The 15,804-nt window shown below is 40.3% G+C and carries 16 protein-coding genes and 1 tRNA gene; 4 read left to right on the forward strand and 13 right to left on the reverse strand.

Translation table 11 applies throughout. The annotated features are described in order from the left end of the window. Positions 1–9 precede the first annotated feature (9 nt). The 11 genes from LS74_RS07185 to hemL all read right to left on the reverse strand — a co-directional run bounded on the left by LS74_RS07185 (position 10) and on the right by hemL (position 10,018). Positions 10–507: a PAS domain-containing protein gene (locus LS74_RS07185; protein WP_034585220.1), complete on the reverse strand. Its 498-nt coding sequence runs from the start codon at positions 505–507 to the stop codon at positions 10–12. A gap of 84 nt (positions 508–591) precedes the next feature. Beyond that, positions 592–1,413: a MetQ/NlpA family ABC transporter substrate-binding protein gene (locus LS74_RS07190; protein ID WP_034585222.1), complete on the reverse strand. Its 822-nt coding sequence runs from the start codon at positions 1,411–1,413 to the stop codon at positions 592–594. Between the two features lie 41 nt (positions 1,414–1,454). Next, entirely contained in the window at positions 1,455–2,282 is an 828-nt protein-coding gene (locus LS74_RS07195; RefSeq protein WP_034585225.1) for a MetQ/NlpA family ABC transporter substrate-binding protein, read from the reverse strand. Positions 2,283–2,318: 36 nt separating this feature from the next. Continuing rightward, complete coding sequence (locus LS74_RS07200; RefSeq protein ID WP_201274716.1) at positions 2,319–3,011, reverse strand: methionine ABC transporter permease; 693 nt, start codon at positions 3,009–3,011, stop codon at positions 2,319–2,321. A gap of 10 nt (positions 3,012–3,021) precedes the next feature. After that, the gene (locus LS74_RS07205; RefSeq protein ID WP_034585232.1) at positions 3,022–4,044 is read right to left on the reverse strand and encodes a methionine ABC transporter ATP-binding protein; all 1,023 of its coding nucleotides are present in this window, start codon (positions 4,042–4,044) and stop codon (positions 3,022–3,024) included. A 161-nt stretch (positions 4,045–4,205) separates the two neighbouring features. Then, a complete protein-coding gene (locus tag LS74_RS07210) occupies positions 4,206–5,015 on the reverse strand; it encodes a pseudouridine synthase (protein WP_034585246.1) in 810 nt (269 codons plus the stop codon). Next, the gene (locus tag LS74_RS11680) at positions 5,015–6,103 is read right to left on the reverse strand and encodes a tetratricopeptide repeat protein (protein ID WP_034585248.1); all 1,089 of its coding nucleotides are present in this window, start codon (positions 6,101–6,103) and stop codon (positions 5,015–5,017) included. The genes LS74_RS07210 and LS74_RS11680 overlap by 1 nt, the downstream gene beginning before the upstream one ends. Positions 6,104–6,473: 370 nt before the next feature. Then, positions 6,474–7,682, reverse strand: coding sequence for a 2,3,4,5-tetrahydropyridine-2,6-carboxylate N-succinyltransferase (locus tag LS74_RS07220; protein WP_034585251.1), 1,209 nt, complete (start codon positions 7,680–7,682; stop codon positions 6,474–6,476). Positions 7,683–7,731: 49 nt separating this feature from the next. Further along, complete coding sequence (locus LS74_RS07225) at positions 7,732–8,268, reverse strand: hypothetical protein (RefSeq protein ID WP_236096856.1); 537 nt, start codon at positions 8,266–8,268, stop codon at positions 7,732–7,734. After that, a complete protein-coding gene (locus LS74_RS07230; protein WP_084584197.1) occupies positions 8,252–8,719 on the reverse strand; it encodes an AtpZ/AtpI family protein in 468 nt (155 codons plus the stop codon). The genes LS74_RS07225 and LS74_RS07230 overlap by 17 nt, the downstream gene beginning before the upstream one ends. A 3-nt stretch (positions 8,720–8,722) precedes the next feature. Next, positions 8,723–10,018, reverse strand: coding sequence for a glutamate-1-semialdehyde 2,1-aminomutase (gene hemL / locus LS74_RS07235; protein ID WP_034585253.1), 1,296 nt, complete (start codon positions 10,016–10,018; stop codon positions 8,723–8,725). 183 nt (positions 10,019–10,201) lie between these two features. Here hemL and LS74_RS07240 point away from each other — a divergent pair, with 183 nt between their 5' ends. Next, positions 10,202–10,762 (forward strand): YceI family protein, encoded by a 561-nt coding sequence (locus LS74_RS07240; protein ID WP_034585255.1) that lies wholly within the window; start codon positions 10,202–10,204, stop codon positions 10,760–10,762. 147 nt (positions 10,763–10,909) lie between these two features. Here LS74_RS07240 and LS74_RS07245 read toward each other — a convergent pair. Further along, positions 10,910–10,987, reverse strand: a tRNA-Met gene (locus LS74_RS07245). Positions 10,988–11,175: 188 nt separating this feature from the next. Further along, positions 11,176–11,823, reverse strand: coding sequence for a hypothetical protein (locus tag LS74_RS07250; RefSeq protein WP_167480473.1), 648 nt, complete (start codon positions 11,821–11,823; stop codon positions 11,176–11,178). Between the two features lie 84 nt (positions 11,824–11,907). Here LS74_RS07250 and LS74_RS07255 point away from each other — a divergent pair, with 84 nt between their 5' ends. From LS74_RS07255 to LS74_RS07265, 3 genes are all read left to right on the forward strand, one after another. Next, complete coding sequence (locus LS74_RS07255) at positions 11,908–13,101, forward strand: aspartate aminotransferase family protein (protein WP_034585257.1); 1,194 nt, start codon at positions 11,908–11,910, stop codon at positions 13,099–13,101. 5 nt (positions 13,102–13,106) lie between these two features. Then, positions 13,107–14,207 carry an SAM-dependent methyltransferase gene (locus tag LS74_RS07260; protein ID WP_034585270.1) on the forward strand — a complete coding sequence of 367 codons (1,101 nt, stop codon included), beginning with the start codon at positions 13,107–13,109 and terminating at the stop codon, positions 14,205–14,207. Between the two features lie 106 nt (positions 14,208–14,313). Next, the coding region (locus LS74_RS07265) for a HAMP domain-containing protein (protein ID WP_236096857.1) at positions 14,314–15,804 on the forward strand (1,491 nt) is incomplete at its 3' end.

Here is a 15,804-nt window from a genome sequence, read left to right on the forward strand (position 1 = left end):
AATCCCCCCCTACGCTTTATCTTGCATTGTCAAAATCAGCTGATTGTAATTCATCTTGCTTTCATCTAAAATCTTATGAAGCACGGCTAAACTCGCCTCCATAGATTGAGATTCTGCATTTTTCATCTCTCTATATACTTCAGCGATTTTTTCAACCGCCTTTGCATTTGGCTTCCGTCGCACAGAATAATACCCCACAATTTGATTATTTGTATCAAACGATGGGGTAACATTAGCAAACACCCAATAATGTCCGCCACTTTTAGTTTTATTTTTCACAAAAGCAAAGATTTCCTCTCCCCTTTGCACATAATCCCACAAAAGCTTAAAAACCGCTCTAGGCATATCGCTATGTCGCACAATACTATGAGGTTTGCCAAAAATCTCTTCTTCTTTATAGCCGCTGTATTGGATAAAATCCTTATTACAATACACGACCTTGCCTTTTAAATCTGTCTTGGAAGTTATCAATGTAGAACTGCTCAGTTCCTTACCTAAATCAATCATTCCCTATCCTTGAAATTGCTATGTTATATATCTATTGAAATAAGGGTGGTATCTTGCAGAATCTACAAAAGATTCTGCAATGTTCTAAAATGCGGGAACTATTTCCCCTTTGTATTGTGTTTGGATAAAATCCTTTACCTTTTGACTTTGCAGTGCATTTTTAAGCTTTTGCAATGCCTCATCATTCACCCTAGATTCCTGCACGACAAGGATATTGGCATAAGGAGATTCTTTGCCCTCTAGCACCAACGCATCGCCGCTTTTAAGCCCAGCTTGCAACGCGTAGTTGCCATTGATTACAGCGGCATCAACATCATCAAGTGTGCGAGGCAAGAGTGCAGCCTCAACGGGCTTAATTTTAATATCTTTAGCATTTTCCACAATATCAAGTTCTGTTGAAGTGAGATTGCTAGAATCTTTAAGCTTAATCAAACCCTTTGCCTCAAGCAACAATAATGCTCTGCCACCATTGCTTGGATCATTTGGAATAGCTATACTAGCCCCTTGCGGCAATTCATCAAGGCTTTTTATCTTAGTAGAATACACTCCAAGTGGCTCAAGGTGGATTGCTGCAATAGATTCTAGTTTTAAGCCCTTATCTGCTTTAAGGGCATCTAAAAATGGCTTGTGCTGATGAAAATTCGCATCAAGCGAACCATCATTAAGACTAATATTAGGCAAAACATAATCTGTAAAAGATACCACTTGCAGGTCAATGCCCTGCTCTGCCAAATCAGGCTTTACAAACTCCAAAATCTCCGCGTGTGGCACAGGCGTAGCACCGACTTTTAGCACGACTTTTTCCTGCTCTTGTGTCTTTTTAGAATCTGTTCCCTTATCCTTATCATCGCCACAGCCAACAAAGGCTAAACCTGCTACAAAAACTAAAGCAAGTAACTTTTTCATTTTTTCTCCTTTTCTTAAAGTTTTAGAATCTTAAGATTCACCTATTGTGCTTCACTCACGGGGATAATCTCGCCCTTATATTTTGAAAGGATAAACTCACGCGTTTCCTTGCTCAAAAGCGCTTCTTTGAGTTTAGCTATACGCTCATCTTCCTTGTTATCTTCCCTTGCCACAAGCACATTCACATACGCACTCTTATCATTTTCGTGGAAAATGGCAGATTTTAAGCTCATTTTTGCCTGCAAAGCATAATTTGCATTAATCACCGCACCATCAACGCTATCAAGCACTAGTGGCAAAGACGCTGCCTCCATAGGCTTAAACACGATTTTTTTAGGATTTTCTATGACATCAAGCTCGGTTGTATTGAGATTGCTAGGATCTTTGATTTTTATCACACCATTATCGTGGAGCAAAATAAATGCCCTTGCCATATTTGACGCATCGCCGGGAATGGCAATACTCGCCCCTTGTGGAATCTCATCAACACTTTTTATCTTTTGTGAATAAAAGCCCAAAGGCACAACATACACAGGTGCAATTGCTGTAAGCTTATAGCCTTTTTCTTCATTAGTCTTATCCATAAAGGGCTTATGCTGATACAAGTTTGCATCACTGCTTCCCTCTGCCAAAGAAGTATTAGGCACAACATAATCAGTAAAGTTTTGAATCTGAATCTCCACGCCCTTTGCTTGAAGTTGCGGTTTAATAAACTCCAAAATCTCCGCAGCTGGCACAGGTGTCGCCCCTACTCTCAAGGGAGCAGACTTACTCACTTCATCTTTGCTTGATTGAGCCTTTTCATCTCCACAAGCTACAAATCCTACACTTAAGGCCATCACAAAAGCCAAGCTCACAATTTTTTTCATTCACTATCTCCTTTTTATGGTTTAAATGTCTATATTCTAACGATATTGACGCAAACGCTTGACAAACAAGTCGCCACTTGATTGAATGCATTGCACCATAACGATGATACATATAACCGCATAGGTCAAAACATCAGGCTTAAAAGACTGAAAGCCAATGCGATAGGCTAAATCCCCTAGCCCACCAGCCCCCACAACACCAGCCATTGCAGAAAAGCCAACAAGGCTAACTGAAGTAATTGTGATAGCATTAATAATGGAGGGTAAAGATTCAGAAATCATCATAAAAATCACCACTTTCTTACTTGCTCCCATACTTATTGTAGCTTCCACTAGCCCCTTATCCACCTCATCAAACGCCCCTTCAAAAAGCCGTGCGATAAATGGGGTGGCAGCTATCACAAGAGGGATAATCGCCGCCGTGCTACCAATGCTCGTGCCGATAAGGAGTTTTGAAAGTGGCAACAGCAAAAAGATAAGCACGATAAAAGGAAAGGAACGCACCACATTGACAATCGCACTTAAGATTCTATATAAACTTGGAGTTGCCATAATGCCAGAAGGCTTAATCACACTTAAAAATACCCCTAAAGGCAGTCCAAAAATCACAGCAAAGAATGTAGAGAAAAGCACCATATAGAGTGTTTCACAACACGATTTAGCAAGGCTAAAGGCAATAGGATCTGTAAAAACATTTCCCAAAAATACCAAAAAATGCTTTTCCCACATATTCAAAAAATCAAGCATTGCCTCTCTCCTTTTGTAAATCTGCTAAAGATTCTATACTCACGCCTTGCTCTTGTAGCCATTTGAGCGAATCTTGCAGGACAGAATCTTGTGCGATAAATTTTAACACCAAATGCCCAACTTCCCCCGTGGCAAGCTCATCAATGTTGCCACTTAAAATATTCACATCAATATCAAACTTTCTTACCATTTGGCTAATAAGCGGTGATTGCGCATAAGGTCCTGTGAAGACAATTTTATACACATTGTCTTTATTTTGCAAATGCGAAATAACACGCTCTTCATCTTGGGGCAAAAACGAAATCAGCTCTTTTGTAATGGGGTGTTTTGGCGAAGCAAATACAGAATCTACGCTGCCCCGCTCCACAATCTCACCACCACTCACCACACACATCTTATTGCAAATCTCCCGCACCACTTCAATTTGATGTGTGATAAGCACCACACTTAAGCCCAGCTTTTGCTGTATATCACGCAAAAGGGAGAGAATGGACTTTGTTGTTTTTGTATCAAGTGCGGAAGTTGCCTCATCGCATAAAAGCACCTTTGGGTGATTAGCCAATGCCCTAGCAATCGCCACTCTCTGCTTTTGCCCTCCACTGAGCTGACTAGGATAGAATCCTGCTCTATCGCTTAATCCCACAAGCTCTAATAGCTCATTCACACGCGGCTTAATCTCACTACTTTTCCACTTAGCGATACGCAAGGCAAAGGCGACATTATCAAAGACATTTTTCGCACTCAAAAGATTAAAATGCTGAAAAATCATACCGATTTTTTGACGCTCCTTTTGCAATGCCTTTTCCCTAAGGTTTAAGAGATTCACACCATCAATATGAATCTCTCCACTTGTTGGCTCTTCAAGGCGATTGATAATGCGAATAAGAGTGCTTTTTCCCGCACCAGAATAGCCGATAATCCCCATAATATCGCCCTTTTCCACACTCAAATCTATATTTTTAAGTGCTACAAAGCCATTAGGATAAGTCTTATTAATGCCACGCAGCTTTATCACATACACTCCTTGTGTTATCTCATAAAGGCGGTATTATATCACTTTTTTTTAAAAATACAATATGTAATTAAAAATTTATGTTTAAATTTCTTAAGAATGTTTGACCTTAGAATCTCACAAACCATCAAGTCAAATTGATACTTATCTCTCTTTGCTTTATCTCAAAAAGTGTGTTTGAGAATTTGCGGAATGCTTTTAGGTGTTTTTGAATCTCCCAGCAGGGCTTGTTCTTTTAAAAATGTATGCAGACTCTTGTATTCTTCTTTTGTAAAATATCGCTTTTTGCCACAAGGAAGCGCATTAAGATTCACAAAGCCATAAGCTATACGGCGTAAGTCTAGCACTTCTCTGCCAAATGCTCCAAAAAACCGCCTTAACTCTCTATTTTTTCCCTCTGTTATACTTACTTTGAGCTTGGAGTATTTCTTATCATTTTTAAGAATCTCATAGTGTGTAAATGGGGCAAACTCCATTGCCACAATGCTACTTTTACTATGCCCTCCAGCCCTTGCATTCTCACTTACCAAGCCCTTTTCCATAGCCTCTATGATTTCTTTTGTAATCTCACCATTAATTTTTACAAGATAGGTCCGCTCTAAATGAGATTCCATTAACGCCTTAGCAACAGGTGTGCTATCAGTCAAAATAAGTAGCCCCTCACTTGCAAAGTCTAATCGCCCTACATACATAAAATGCTTAAAGCGACCTTCAAGACTATCATAAATCACCTTTCGCCCACGATCATCGCTTTTACTCACAAGCTCGCCTTTTTGCTTATGATAGACAATGCAAGTAAATTGCTCCTTTGGCACAATTCTTTTACCATCTATAAAAACACTCATACCCTCTTGTAATACACTTTGCAAACTCGCCTTGCTTTTTTCAATATTTACTCGCCCAGATTCTATGAGCTTATCCGCCTCTCTGCGAGAATATTTTGTGTGATGAGCGATATATTGATTAAGACGCATTACTTCAAGCCAAAGAAGTTATTATTCCCCGCACTTACACTCCCTCTTGTTCTCATAAGCGAATAGTTGTTGCAGCCAGATTCTATGCCATAATCACACGCCAAGCCAAAAAGCTCAATAGCCTTGCGTTTATCCTGCCTTACACCAAAGCCACCATCATATAGCACACCGAGATTATTACAGCTTTGTATATGTCCGCTATCACACGCAAGAGTAAAATATTTTGCCGCATTATAGTAGCTTTTTTCCGTTCCATTTGAGCCTGTGGCATACATCCAGCCCAGATTCCCACAGCCCACAATATCGCCCTGCTGACACGCTACATAGTTCATCTCCACATAGCTCATTTTATCCTTTGTCATACCATAGACATTATAGGTGTTACTCATAAGCCCAAGATTATAACAGCCTAAATCACTCCCTAGCTGACACGCACTATTATAATACGCCAACGCCTTTTGGTAGTCCTTTTTCACACCAACACCATTAGCATACATCCAGCCGATATTCGTGCAGCCCAGTGAATCTCCCCCTTGACACGCCACTTCATAGAGTTGTGCGGCTTGCTCCTTATCTTCTTTAACACCTTCTCCATTATCATACGCCATTGCCAAATTCGCACACGCCACCGCATCGCCACCCACACAAGCTTTATAATAATAATTCACCGCTTTTTGCGGATTAGGCACACCAGAGTTTGCCCCATACATATAGATAAGTCCCGAGCCAAAGCACCCTGCCGCATTGCCTTGATCACAAGATTGTGCAAAAAGCTGTAACGCACTCTCATAATCGCCCTGTTTTGCAAAGCTCATCGCCGATTTGAGCGCAGTATTTGATTCATTGACATTTTCAAGCATATCATCAAGTGGCGCACCTGTGATTTGATTAGCAGGGGTGAGAGGCTGTGAGCCTAGAAGTCCGCTAGGCGCATTCTCTTGCTGTGGCGGAGTTGGTGTATTGACATTAGGGGTAGAATCCTCTTGTGTGCTAGGAGCTTTACTTACTTCTCCAGCCGTCTCTTGTGGCTCTGCAAGTAGCACACTCATCGTTATTGCCATACAAAAAAGCATACAAAGTTTTTTCATCGTATATCCTAGACTAAAAAATTACCTAAAACATTCAAAGCAAAAATAATGCCATATTAAAGACAAGATTCCATCTCACTTGCCAGAATCCGATTCTGCGTCAGCTTTTTTTGCTAGAATCGGGGCTTTACGAGCCAAGTGCAAGGAGTTTATTAACATATGCGGTGGCAAATCCACACTTGCAAAATGACAAAGCACGAGACGAAGTAATCGCCGATTCTAGAATCTAAAAAACTCCACAATGTCTGCTGCGGAAGTATCTTGTGATGATTTTTTGGGTTGTGAAGCTTTTTTTGCGAGAAGCTACCTAAGCGGCAGTGCCAAAGCAAAAGAGCAAACTCCCAAAAAAGCGTGCAAGAGACGACGCAGATTAATGCAATGCACTATTGAGTTCAATCTTACGATTACTCCTAAAGGCTATCATTTTACCACTTTGAGAATCACATCTAAAGTGGATTCCGTGTTTGCCAGATAGCTCTTTGCCCTTATAGAGATTGCTCTCTTTGACAGCAAAAGTATCATTAATCTCTGCAATTTTCGCCGCCTCTTCAGGCTTAATGTAAAACACCCCACCAGCCAACACCGCGATACCGCCATCTACAATACAGCCATCACCTAGACTTATGCCTGTGGCACTATTCACACCTAACAGGCAGTTTTTACCAATGCTAATAGGCTCACTATTGCCCCCGCTTAACACGCCTAAGATACTAGCCCCTCCGCCAATATCCGTGCCTTCACCTATCACAACACTTGAGCTAATGCGTCCTTCATTCATACACGCTCCCATAGCCCCAGCGTTAAAATTCACATAACTCGCTCCGGGCATTTGCGTATAACCACCACTGCCAAGATACGCACCAAAGCGAGTTTTAGCAGAATCTAGTAAGCGGATATTATCATATTGTGGAATGACTTGCATTAAATAGCGTGGGAATTTATCCACAAAGTCAATATGTGGAAACTCGCCCTCCATTTTTAGAGCGATTTCATTCTCTCTAAGCCATTCTAGCTCATAGGGTTTATTTCCGCTCCAAGCGACATTTTGCAATAATCCAAAGATTCCATCAAGCTGCAAGGAACGCAATGGGGCTTTACCAAGTGAAAGGGCTAGAAGTTTAAGATACGCAGATTCTACACTCTCGCATTTCTCATCTTTATAAATCACGCAGAATCTATATCTCGCCCTACCGCCTTTTGTCTTTAGCTTACCTTTGTTGGCTTGTTTTTTAAGCTCTAATATTACTTGTATATTTTTGTGTGTTTGTGGATCACTTAAAGCCTCACTTAAAAACGGCTCATATAGCTCTAAAGCCTTATTAACAAACTCTTGATTAATGCCATACACCGCTTCATTTTCAGTTGCAGAGATTTGCTCTGCCTCCTTTGCACTTTGACATAGCACCGCATAAGTGCCGAGATTTTCACCTTTCCAATTCATTGTAGGATAAGTCGCACAAAGCACCGCTTTAGACTTTTTGCCAATCTCCACGCGTGAGATTCCAAAGCCTAGTGGCTCTTTGTATTCCTCACTTTTTTGATACTCATCAACAAACACCTTAAATCGCTCTACGCCCATAATCTACTCCTTCGTTTTTAGCTTATTTTAGCATTGTATAGAATCTAAACTACATTTTGGTATATTTATGGGCTTTTACCGCAAACATACCTAACCCCACAAGCACCACAAGTGCCACGCATAACCCCACAAAAAACCATAGAAGAGCAAAGAGCCTATAATGCAATAAAAACAAAATAAGCCCAGTAAAAATAATATATCCTAGCATTCTTAAAAGCGAAAAACTCATCTGTGTGCCAAGCACAAAGCGAGTAGAAAAGCTTGAATTCTCCTGCTTTGCTTGATTATGAGATTCTTTAGTTTCTTCTGCAAGTTGCGAATCTTGCGTAAGACTTTGTTGTATATCTAAATCCTGCCGTGAAGCCAAGGATATAGAATCTTGCTCCTGTGCTTTCACTCTTTTTAGCACCCCTGCAAACGATCCTCCCACAATAGACACAAAACCCAAAAATGCCACTTCAAAACTAAGCAACGCCTCCACACCAAAAAGCAACGCCACAAGCCCACCAATCAACGCTACCCCCAACACTACCCCTGTAATGCCTAGCCCAAGCTTGTAGGCATAATTTTTAGTAGTATTTACCATTTTCATCTTCATCATCGTCATCTTGAGCTTTTTTTGAATCCTGTGGCTTGTAGGCATAGCGTGGATTTTTAGCAAGTTCTTGTGCGTCTCTTTGCTGACGCTGATAAGCTTTGTAAATATTTAAAATCGCCGCTCCAATACCCCAAGCCACCCCAAGCCAAAAGCTCCATCTAGCCCCGCTTAGATATTCTAGCCCAATGCCTATGCCAATGCCTAAAGCCACCGCCACCACGATTGATATGCCTAAACTTAGCTCATTTGCACCGCTGACTACCGCACTTAAACGCGGTTTTTGCGATTTTTGCGTGGCTTTTTGTGTAGAATCTTGTATAGATTCTTGTGTGGATTCTAGGCTAGATACTTTTGAATCTTGTGAGGCTAAATCTAGCGTTGAGTGAGTTGCTTCAAGCTTAACAGAATCTAGATTCTGCTTTTTATCTATATTTTCCACTTTTTAGCCTTCAAAATGTATCTCTTTAAAACTCTCTCTTGCCTTTTGTATCACTTCTTCAATTATCGCTCCATTCATCGCAGAGCAAATAAAACCTGTCTCAAACTGCGAGCAGGCAAAATACACGCCCTTTTCTAGCATTTTTTGATGAAACTTCGCATACATCGCTACATCACTCTTTTTCGCATCATCAAAATTTTTTACCACCCCTGCGTTAAAGAAAAAGCCAAACATACTGCCACGATAATCCACCTGCAATGGAATCTCATACTCTTGTGCGGCATTTTGTAAGCCCTGTGTCAAAGTTTTTGCTAAAGATTCTAGCTCATCATATAAATGCGGTTTTGATTTGATAAGTGAGAGTGTGGCTATCCCTGCACTCACGGCAATGGGATTCCCGCTTAAAGTCCCGGCTTGATACACACCTCCAACGGGGGATAACATATCCATAATTTCAGCCCTCCCGCCAAAAGCCGCCAAAGGCAACCCACCGCCAATCACCTTACCATAAGTAACCAAATCCGCTTCAATATTGTAGATTCCTAATGCCCCATTCAACCCAGCCCTAAAGCCACTCATCACTTCATCTATGATGAAAAGGGCGTTATGCTCATCACATAGCTTTCTCAATGCGTAAAGAAACTCCCTATCAGCAGGGACAAAGCCCATATTCCCAGCCAAAGGCTCAATAATCACACACGCCACATTTTTACTTTGCTCAAAACACGCTTTCACAGAATCTATATCGTTATACCTTGCTACTAAAGTATGCTTTGAAATATCGCTTGGCACACCCGGTGAGCTAGGAGTCCCAAATGTCGCACAACCACTTCCAGCAGAAACTAGTAAGCTATCGCTATGCCCGTGATAGCAACCCTCAAACTTGATAATATCATCTTTATTAGTAAATGCCCGAGCCAGTCGCAACGCACTCATAGTAGCTTCCGTCCCCGAGCTTACAAGTCGCATTTTCTCCACACTATTTGCAAGTGAGATAATCTGCTTTACAAGTGTTGTTTCTTTCTCCGTTGGCGCACCAAAGCTAAGTCCATCTTTGAGGGCTAGAGTAAGGGCAGATTCTACAAACTCATCAGCGTGTCCAAATATCAGCGGTCCCCAGCTTTGCACAAAATCAATATAGGCATTATCATCTTCATCATAGATATACGCTCCCTTGCCCCTAGCGATAAATCGCGGTGTCCCGCCCACAGAACCAAACGCCCTAACAGGTGAATTTACCCCACCGGGAATAACCTGCTTTGCTTCATTAAAGTCATTAATACTATGTAAAATCTCCATACGCTTATCCTTTGTTTTGGGGAATTTTTGGGGCATTATAGCAAGATTCTAGCAACGACTATGCAACTAGCTAAGTTACTTCTTTACTCACTTTATGAAAAACCTAAACAAAATTACAAAATTATTTATAAAATTTTCATAAAATAGAATTGCAGAAAATCACAATTTCACAAGGAGACAAAAATGAAAAAAATCATTGCAGGACTAGCACTGATAGGTAGCATAGCGTGTGCGGCAAGTATTGACACAGAAAAAGCAGAAGTCAAATGGACAGCATTTAAAACACCTGCTAAGGTAGCTGTAAGTGGGGGATTTGATGATGTGAAGTTTAAGTTTGGCACACCCAATAAAGCCCAAAGCCTAGAATCACAGCTCAACAACGCCACAGCAACCATTGACATTATGAAAGTTAATCTTGGCGATCCACAAAAAAATGAGAATGTTACAACACATTTCTTTGGGAATTTTGCTAAAAAAGAGCCCATCAAAGTAACTTTCAAAGATGTGATTGAAGGCAAAGATAAAGGCACGATTCTAGCAAATGTGCGAATGAATGGCAAAAGTCAAAAAGTGCCGATGCAATATGAAGTGGCAAACAAAAAGCTAATAGCAAAGGGTGTGCTTGATTTAAGTGAGTTTGGACTTGAAAACGCACGAGCAAATTTGCAAAAAGCGGTAGCCGACTTGCACGAGAATCTGACTTGGTCGCAGGTAGAAATCGCCCTTGAAGCCCCACTAAAATAACTACCCCAAAACTTCAAAGGCTACTATTATGATTTTCAATGGTAGCCTTTAACTCAAATAAAAATATAAGCCCCATAAAAATCCACCAAATAACATTGATCTTAAAGTGTCTTTTTAATGCATAAAGTCATAGAATAGAAAAATGTATGGTGTCAAAGGGGGGACTTGAACCCCCGACCTCCGGCTTATGAGACCAGCGCTCTAAACCAGCTGAGCTACTTTGACCTCTAAATCAAGAATCTATAAAGATTAAGAATCTAACAAAAAGCATTGAAGAAACAAAAGTCGCAATTCTAAGCAAAAAGCAACAATAAGTCAAGCACTTTCCCACAAAAGCTACTTCACACGCTATCACACTTTGCTACAAATCCTTTTTTTCCACATAGCACTCAACACAAAAACTTCCAAATCTATCACAAAAAATCATTTGGCACAGCCCCTAAAACGCGTGAAGCATATTGAGATTCTAGCACTTTATCATAGGCATTTTTGTAGCGATTGATAAAATCTTCAATATTCTTCTGCTCCACGCCAAAAGCCCTTTGTGCTTGAATCTTTTGATTATCAAGCCCATTTTGCTCCATATTTTTAGAATCCTTACCCTGATAAAACTCTGTGAAGCGATACAGACTTTGAGCCATAAGCATTTTTTCCATTTCACTCATTCCTTCACTCGCCCATAAAAACGCCTTATATTCCTCATCACTCATTAACTCTAGCACCTTCAGCCCATAGGTAATGCGATTTTTATGCCCCTCTAAATCCTCCATTTTTGGGGCATTTGGCTCAATCTCGCTTGGTTGCTTTACTTCTTGTGTGGTGCTTTCACCCACATTTTGCGTGTCAATTTTAGCAGCCGTGCTTTTTTGACTATCCTCTTTTGTTTTTTCTTCTTTTAAAGATTTAGAATCTGTGGCATAAGATTCATTATTGCTGATACTAAAGTTATCTTTATTCCTTACATAGCTTGTGTTTATGGGTGTTTGAGTGTGGTTGAGATTCTGAATCTGCATTAAAATCCTTTGGTGTTCTGTGGCGTATTTCGCACAAAGCATTAGCAAAAATCGCTCCACATATCGCAAAAAATTTAAACTCTTAATGTAAAATCAACGCCTTTCATATTTTTAGCAAATGGGGGCAAGGTAATGGAATTTTCACATATACAAGGGCTTGATGAAGCATTTGTGCTGCACACTTATTCGCGTTTTAAAGTCGCTTTCGCACACGGAGAAAATGCTACACTCTATGACACACAAAATAAAGATTATATTGACTTTGGCTCGGGCATTGGCGTAGTGAGTGTGGGACATAATAATCCAAAGCTCACTCAAGCCATCACCAAACAAGCTACAAAGCTTTTGCACACTTCAAATCTCTACTATATTCAAAATCAAGCCGCCCTAGCTCACAATCTCATCACGCTTTATCGTGATAACGCCCCTTTGCCTATGCGTGCGTTTTTTGCCAACTCCGGAGCAGAAGCCAATGAATGTGCTATAAAAATTGCTAGAAAATATGGCAAACAACGCAATGCTTATAAAATTATCACGCTAGATTCTAGCTTCCACGGACGCACAATCACTTCGCTCAAAGCCACCGCACAGGAGAAAATGCACGAGCATTTTGGACCATTCCCTGATGGTTTTGTGTATGCAAAAGATGTGAGTGATATTTATAATCTCATAGATTCAAGCACTTGTGCGGTTTTGCTAGAACTCGTGCAAGGCGAAGGGGGTGTATGCCCCTTAGATAAATCCCAGATTCAAGCCCTTGCCTCGCATTTAAAGCAAAAGCAGATTCTGTTAATGATAGATGAAGTGCAAAGCGGAATCTACCGCTGCGGCGAGATTTTTGCCTCTAAAATCTATGGCATTAGCCCTGAAGTCATCACAACAGCCAAGGGCTTAGGCGGTGGTGTGCCTATCGGTGCAGTTTTAACCACACTCACTGATATTTTTGCCCCAAGCGATCACGGCTCAACTTTTGGGGGCAATGCTTTAAGCTGTGCGGCAGGGCTTTGTGTGCTTGAGATCCTAAGTCAAATGCACGAAAATGGGGCGTTGAAAGAAACCATAAACTATTTTAACGCAAAGCTAGATTCTCTTGTAGCGGCATTCCCGCAGATTTTTAGCCACAAAGTGGGCTTAGGGCTAATGTGTGGAATCCACACGCAAAACCCCGATTTGCTTCCCAAAATTGTAGAATCTGCCCTAAATCACGGCGTTTTAGTGCTGAAATCTGGCAAGGGTGTTTTGCGTTTGCTCCCACCTTTAAGTATAAATAAAGACGAGATTGACTTAGGATTCTCGCGGTTAGAATCTGCCCTAAAAACCTTGTGAAAGCAATGCTCCCTTTTAGCGAATTTATGTCCCAAAGCCTTTATGGAGAGAATGGCTATTACACAGATTCTAGCAAAGTCAGCAAAGCGGGGGATTTTTACACTTCTGTGAGTGTGAGTAAGTTTTTTGGTGGAGCGATCGCCTCTTATATCCTTTCACTTTTAGAATCTAATGCCCTAAGTCTGCCTTTAAGGATTGTAGAAATCGGGGCGGATAAGGGCTATCTGCTAGGCGATATTGCCTTATTCCTTGATGCGTTGGGTGAAGTTTTGCCCCAATGTGAGTTTATTATCATTGAGCCACTTCCTAGCCTAGCTAACGCACAAAAGGCATATTTGGGAGACTTAAAGTTTTCTTGTGTTTTGGACTTTAAGATTGTTGAAAGCTTTGAAGCACTCTCGCAAAATAAAGATTCAAGCCTTTTTATCATCAGCAATGAGCTTTTTGATAGCTTCCCTTGCGATGTGTTAGATTCTGGCAAAATGCTTTGTGTAAGCCAAGATTCTAAATGGTGTGGAATCTGGCAGAACTTGAGTGCCAAAAATCTCTCCACCCTTTTACCGCGACAAAGCCTTGAGATTTTAGACAAACTCAAATGCAATCCTTTGGAGTTTCGCGGACTCCTGCCACAATGGCAGGATTTTATTTGCAATCTCTCACGCTTTGCTAAAGCTCACAAAAATAGCCATTTTGTGAGCTTTGACTATGGCAGGGAGAATCTTAGCCAAACGCAGAATCCTAACGCCAAATACTACAATCCGCTACACAATAACCCAAGATTCTATAAATCCCATCAAGTGCTAAGTTTAAAAGATTTTTTAGAGCAAGATGGGGATTTTCACACACTTTATCAAAATGCAGATATAACCTACGATGTGGATTTTACACTGCTAGATTCCCTGCTGTGTGAAAATGGATTTCAAAAAATCTTTTGCGATACACAAGCAAAAGTTTTAATTGAAAAAATGCAGATTCTAGAATTATTACAGACTTTTTCACAACAATGCGGATATAATACTTATCTTAAAGAAATTCACAAGCTTAAAACGCTCTTGCACACGCTAGGAGAGCGGTTTTTAGGTATATGCTACACATTTTCTAAATAATCTCAAAACACGCAAAATATAAAGCAAAACTTAAACTTCAAAAAGATAGAATCCCGCCTTACAAAAATCTTACAAACAACAAACCTCAAGGAGATATGGAGATATTATGTTTCGTTCATTAAGTGGAAAGCTCACTATCGGGGCAGTGGCAATATTTTCTATCATTATCATCGTCATCAGTGCCTTTAACTTCAATAAGACAAAAAATGATGTAACAGACATCTACCAAGGCATTCAAGCACAAACACTAGAATCAGCCTATCGTAGCATAATGATAACAATGGGCGATGAAGCCCAAGAGCATTTAAGGGTATTAGCAAGAGATATTGTCAATACTGATAAAAGCAATGTGGTGCAGCAAAGAATTATTCTTAATTCAGCTTCATCGCTCATTAAATATCCTTTAATGTTTATCGTATATGAAGATGATGGCAAGGCGATTTTGCAGGATTATAACCAACACGGCACAGCCACTTTCTCTCCAAATTGGGAAGATGTGGGTGGTATCGATTTACGCAAACGCCCTTGGTATGTAGAAACAAAGGCAAAACAAGCTGGAATCATCACACCTGTATATGTCAGCGAAGTAGGTAAGCACAAGGGAGAATCTTTTGCTACTGCTACAATGCCTCTCATCAAAAATGGTAAGTTTGTTGGTGTTGTGGGATTTGACATCGGTGTAGATGATTTTCAGGCAAGATTTAGCTCCTTTAAGAATCCAGAGTTGCCCTCAATGAGTGTGTTTTTGACAGATTCAAGTGGAGCGATTTTCTCACACGAAGATATGGATTTTGTGAAAAGTGGCTTGTCAAAAGAAGTGGAAAATGCGCTTAAAGATGCACTTGCAAAAGATAAAAATGGCTTTATTGATTATGACTTAACCTTGAGAAATGGGCAGGTGGTTGATAAGTTTGGATATTATAAGCAATTTCCATTTGGCTGGACTATCGTTTCTACCGCCGATAAAGCTGACTACACAGAAGCTATCAATAAAAGTCTTGTAGAAACAATTATCTTAGCCACAGTGATGATCGTGCTAGGAGCAGTGGCGATTTTCTTCCTTATTAGATTTTTCACAAATCCTATTAATACGATTAAAGAATCTTTGGTGGCATTCTTTAGATACCTTAACCACGAAACTAAAACTGCCCCACAAGCCTTGAAAATCAACACACACGATGAAGTAGGCATTATGGCTCACGCTATTAACGAAAACATAGAAAAAACAAAACTAGGCTTAGAGCAAGATTCTAAAGCAGTAGAACAATCAGTTTTAACTGCAAAAACCATAGAATCTGGAGACTTTAGAGCAAGAATTACAGAAACTCCTCATAATCCTCAATTAAATGAATTAAAAAATGTGCTCAATCATATGCTTGATGATTTACAAAAGAAAATAGGAAGTGATACCAATGAAATAGCAAGAGTATTTGATAGCTATACAAGACTAGACTTCACCACAGAAGTAAAAGATGCAAGTGGTAGAGTAGAAGTAGTTACAAATACTCTAGGAGAAGAGATTAGAAAAATGCTGCATACAAGTTCTAACTTTGCTCAAAACCTAAGTGAAGAAGCAAAAGCATTAGCAGAAGCTGTA

This window comes from Helicobacter magdeburgensis (assembly GCF_000765825.2).
Taxonomy (GTDB): Bacteria; Campylobacterota; Campylobacteria; order Campylobacterales; family Helicobacteraceae; genus Helicobacter_C; species Helicobacter_C magdeburgensis.

What these genes read in the sequence shown, in the direction of transcription:
- LS74_RS07200 (WP_201274716.1), bottom strand. Translation starts at nt 3,011, where the DNA reads ATGTGGGAAAAGCATTTTTTGGTATTTTTGGGAAATGTTTTTACAGAT.
- LS74_RS07225 (WP_236096856.1), bottom strand. Translation starts at nt 8,268, where the DNA reads ATGGTAAATACTACTAAAAATTATGCCTACAAGCTTGGGCTAGGCATT.
- LS74_RS07195 (WP_034585225.1), bottom strand. Translation starts at nt 2,282, where the DNA reads ATGAAAAAAATTGTGAGCTTGGCTTTTGTGATGGCCTTAAGTGTAGGA.
- LS74_RS07260 (WP_034585270.1), top strand. Translation starts at nt 13,107, where the DNA reads ATGCTCCCTTTTAGCGAATTTATGTCCCAAAGCCTTTATGGAGAGAAT.
- LS74_RS07240 (WP_034585255.1), top strand. Translation starts at nt 10,202, where the DNA reads ATGAAAAAAATCATTGCAGGACTAGCACTGATAGGTAGCATAGCGTGT.
- LS74_RS07190 (WP_034585222.1), bottom strand. Translation starts at nt 1,413, where the DNA reads ATGAAAAAGTTACTTGCTTTAGTTTTTGTAGCAGGTTTAGCCTTTGTT.
- LS74_RS07185 (WP_034585220.1), bottom strand. Translation starts at nt 507, where the DNA reads ATGATTGATTTAGGTAAGGAACTGAGCAGTTCTACATTGATAACTTCC.
- hemL (WP_034585253.1), bottom strand. Translation starts at nt 10,018, where the DNA reads ATGGAGATTTTACATAGTATTAATGACTTTAATGAAGCAAAGCAGGTT.
- LS74_RS07210 (WP_034585246.1), bottom strand. Translation starts at nt 5,015, where the DNA reads ATGCGTCTTAATCAATATATCGCTCATCACACAAAATATTCTCGCAGA.
- LS74_RS07220 (WP_034585251.1), bottom strand. Translation starts at nt 7,682, where the DNA reads ATGGGCGTAGAGCGATTTAAGGTGTTTGTTGATGAGTATCAAAAAAGT.
- LS74_RS07255 (WP_034585257.1), top strand. Translation starts at nt 11,908, where the DNA reads ATGGAATTTTCACATATACAAGGGCTTGATGAAGCATTTGTGCTGCAC.
- LS74_RS11680 (WP_034585248.1), bottom strand. Translation starts at nt 6,103, where the DNA reads ATGAAAAAACTTTGTATGCTTTTTTGTATGGCAATAACGATGAGTGTG.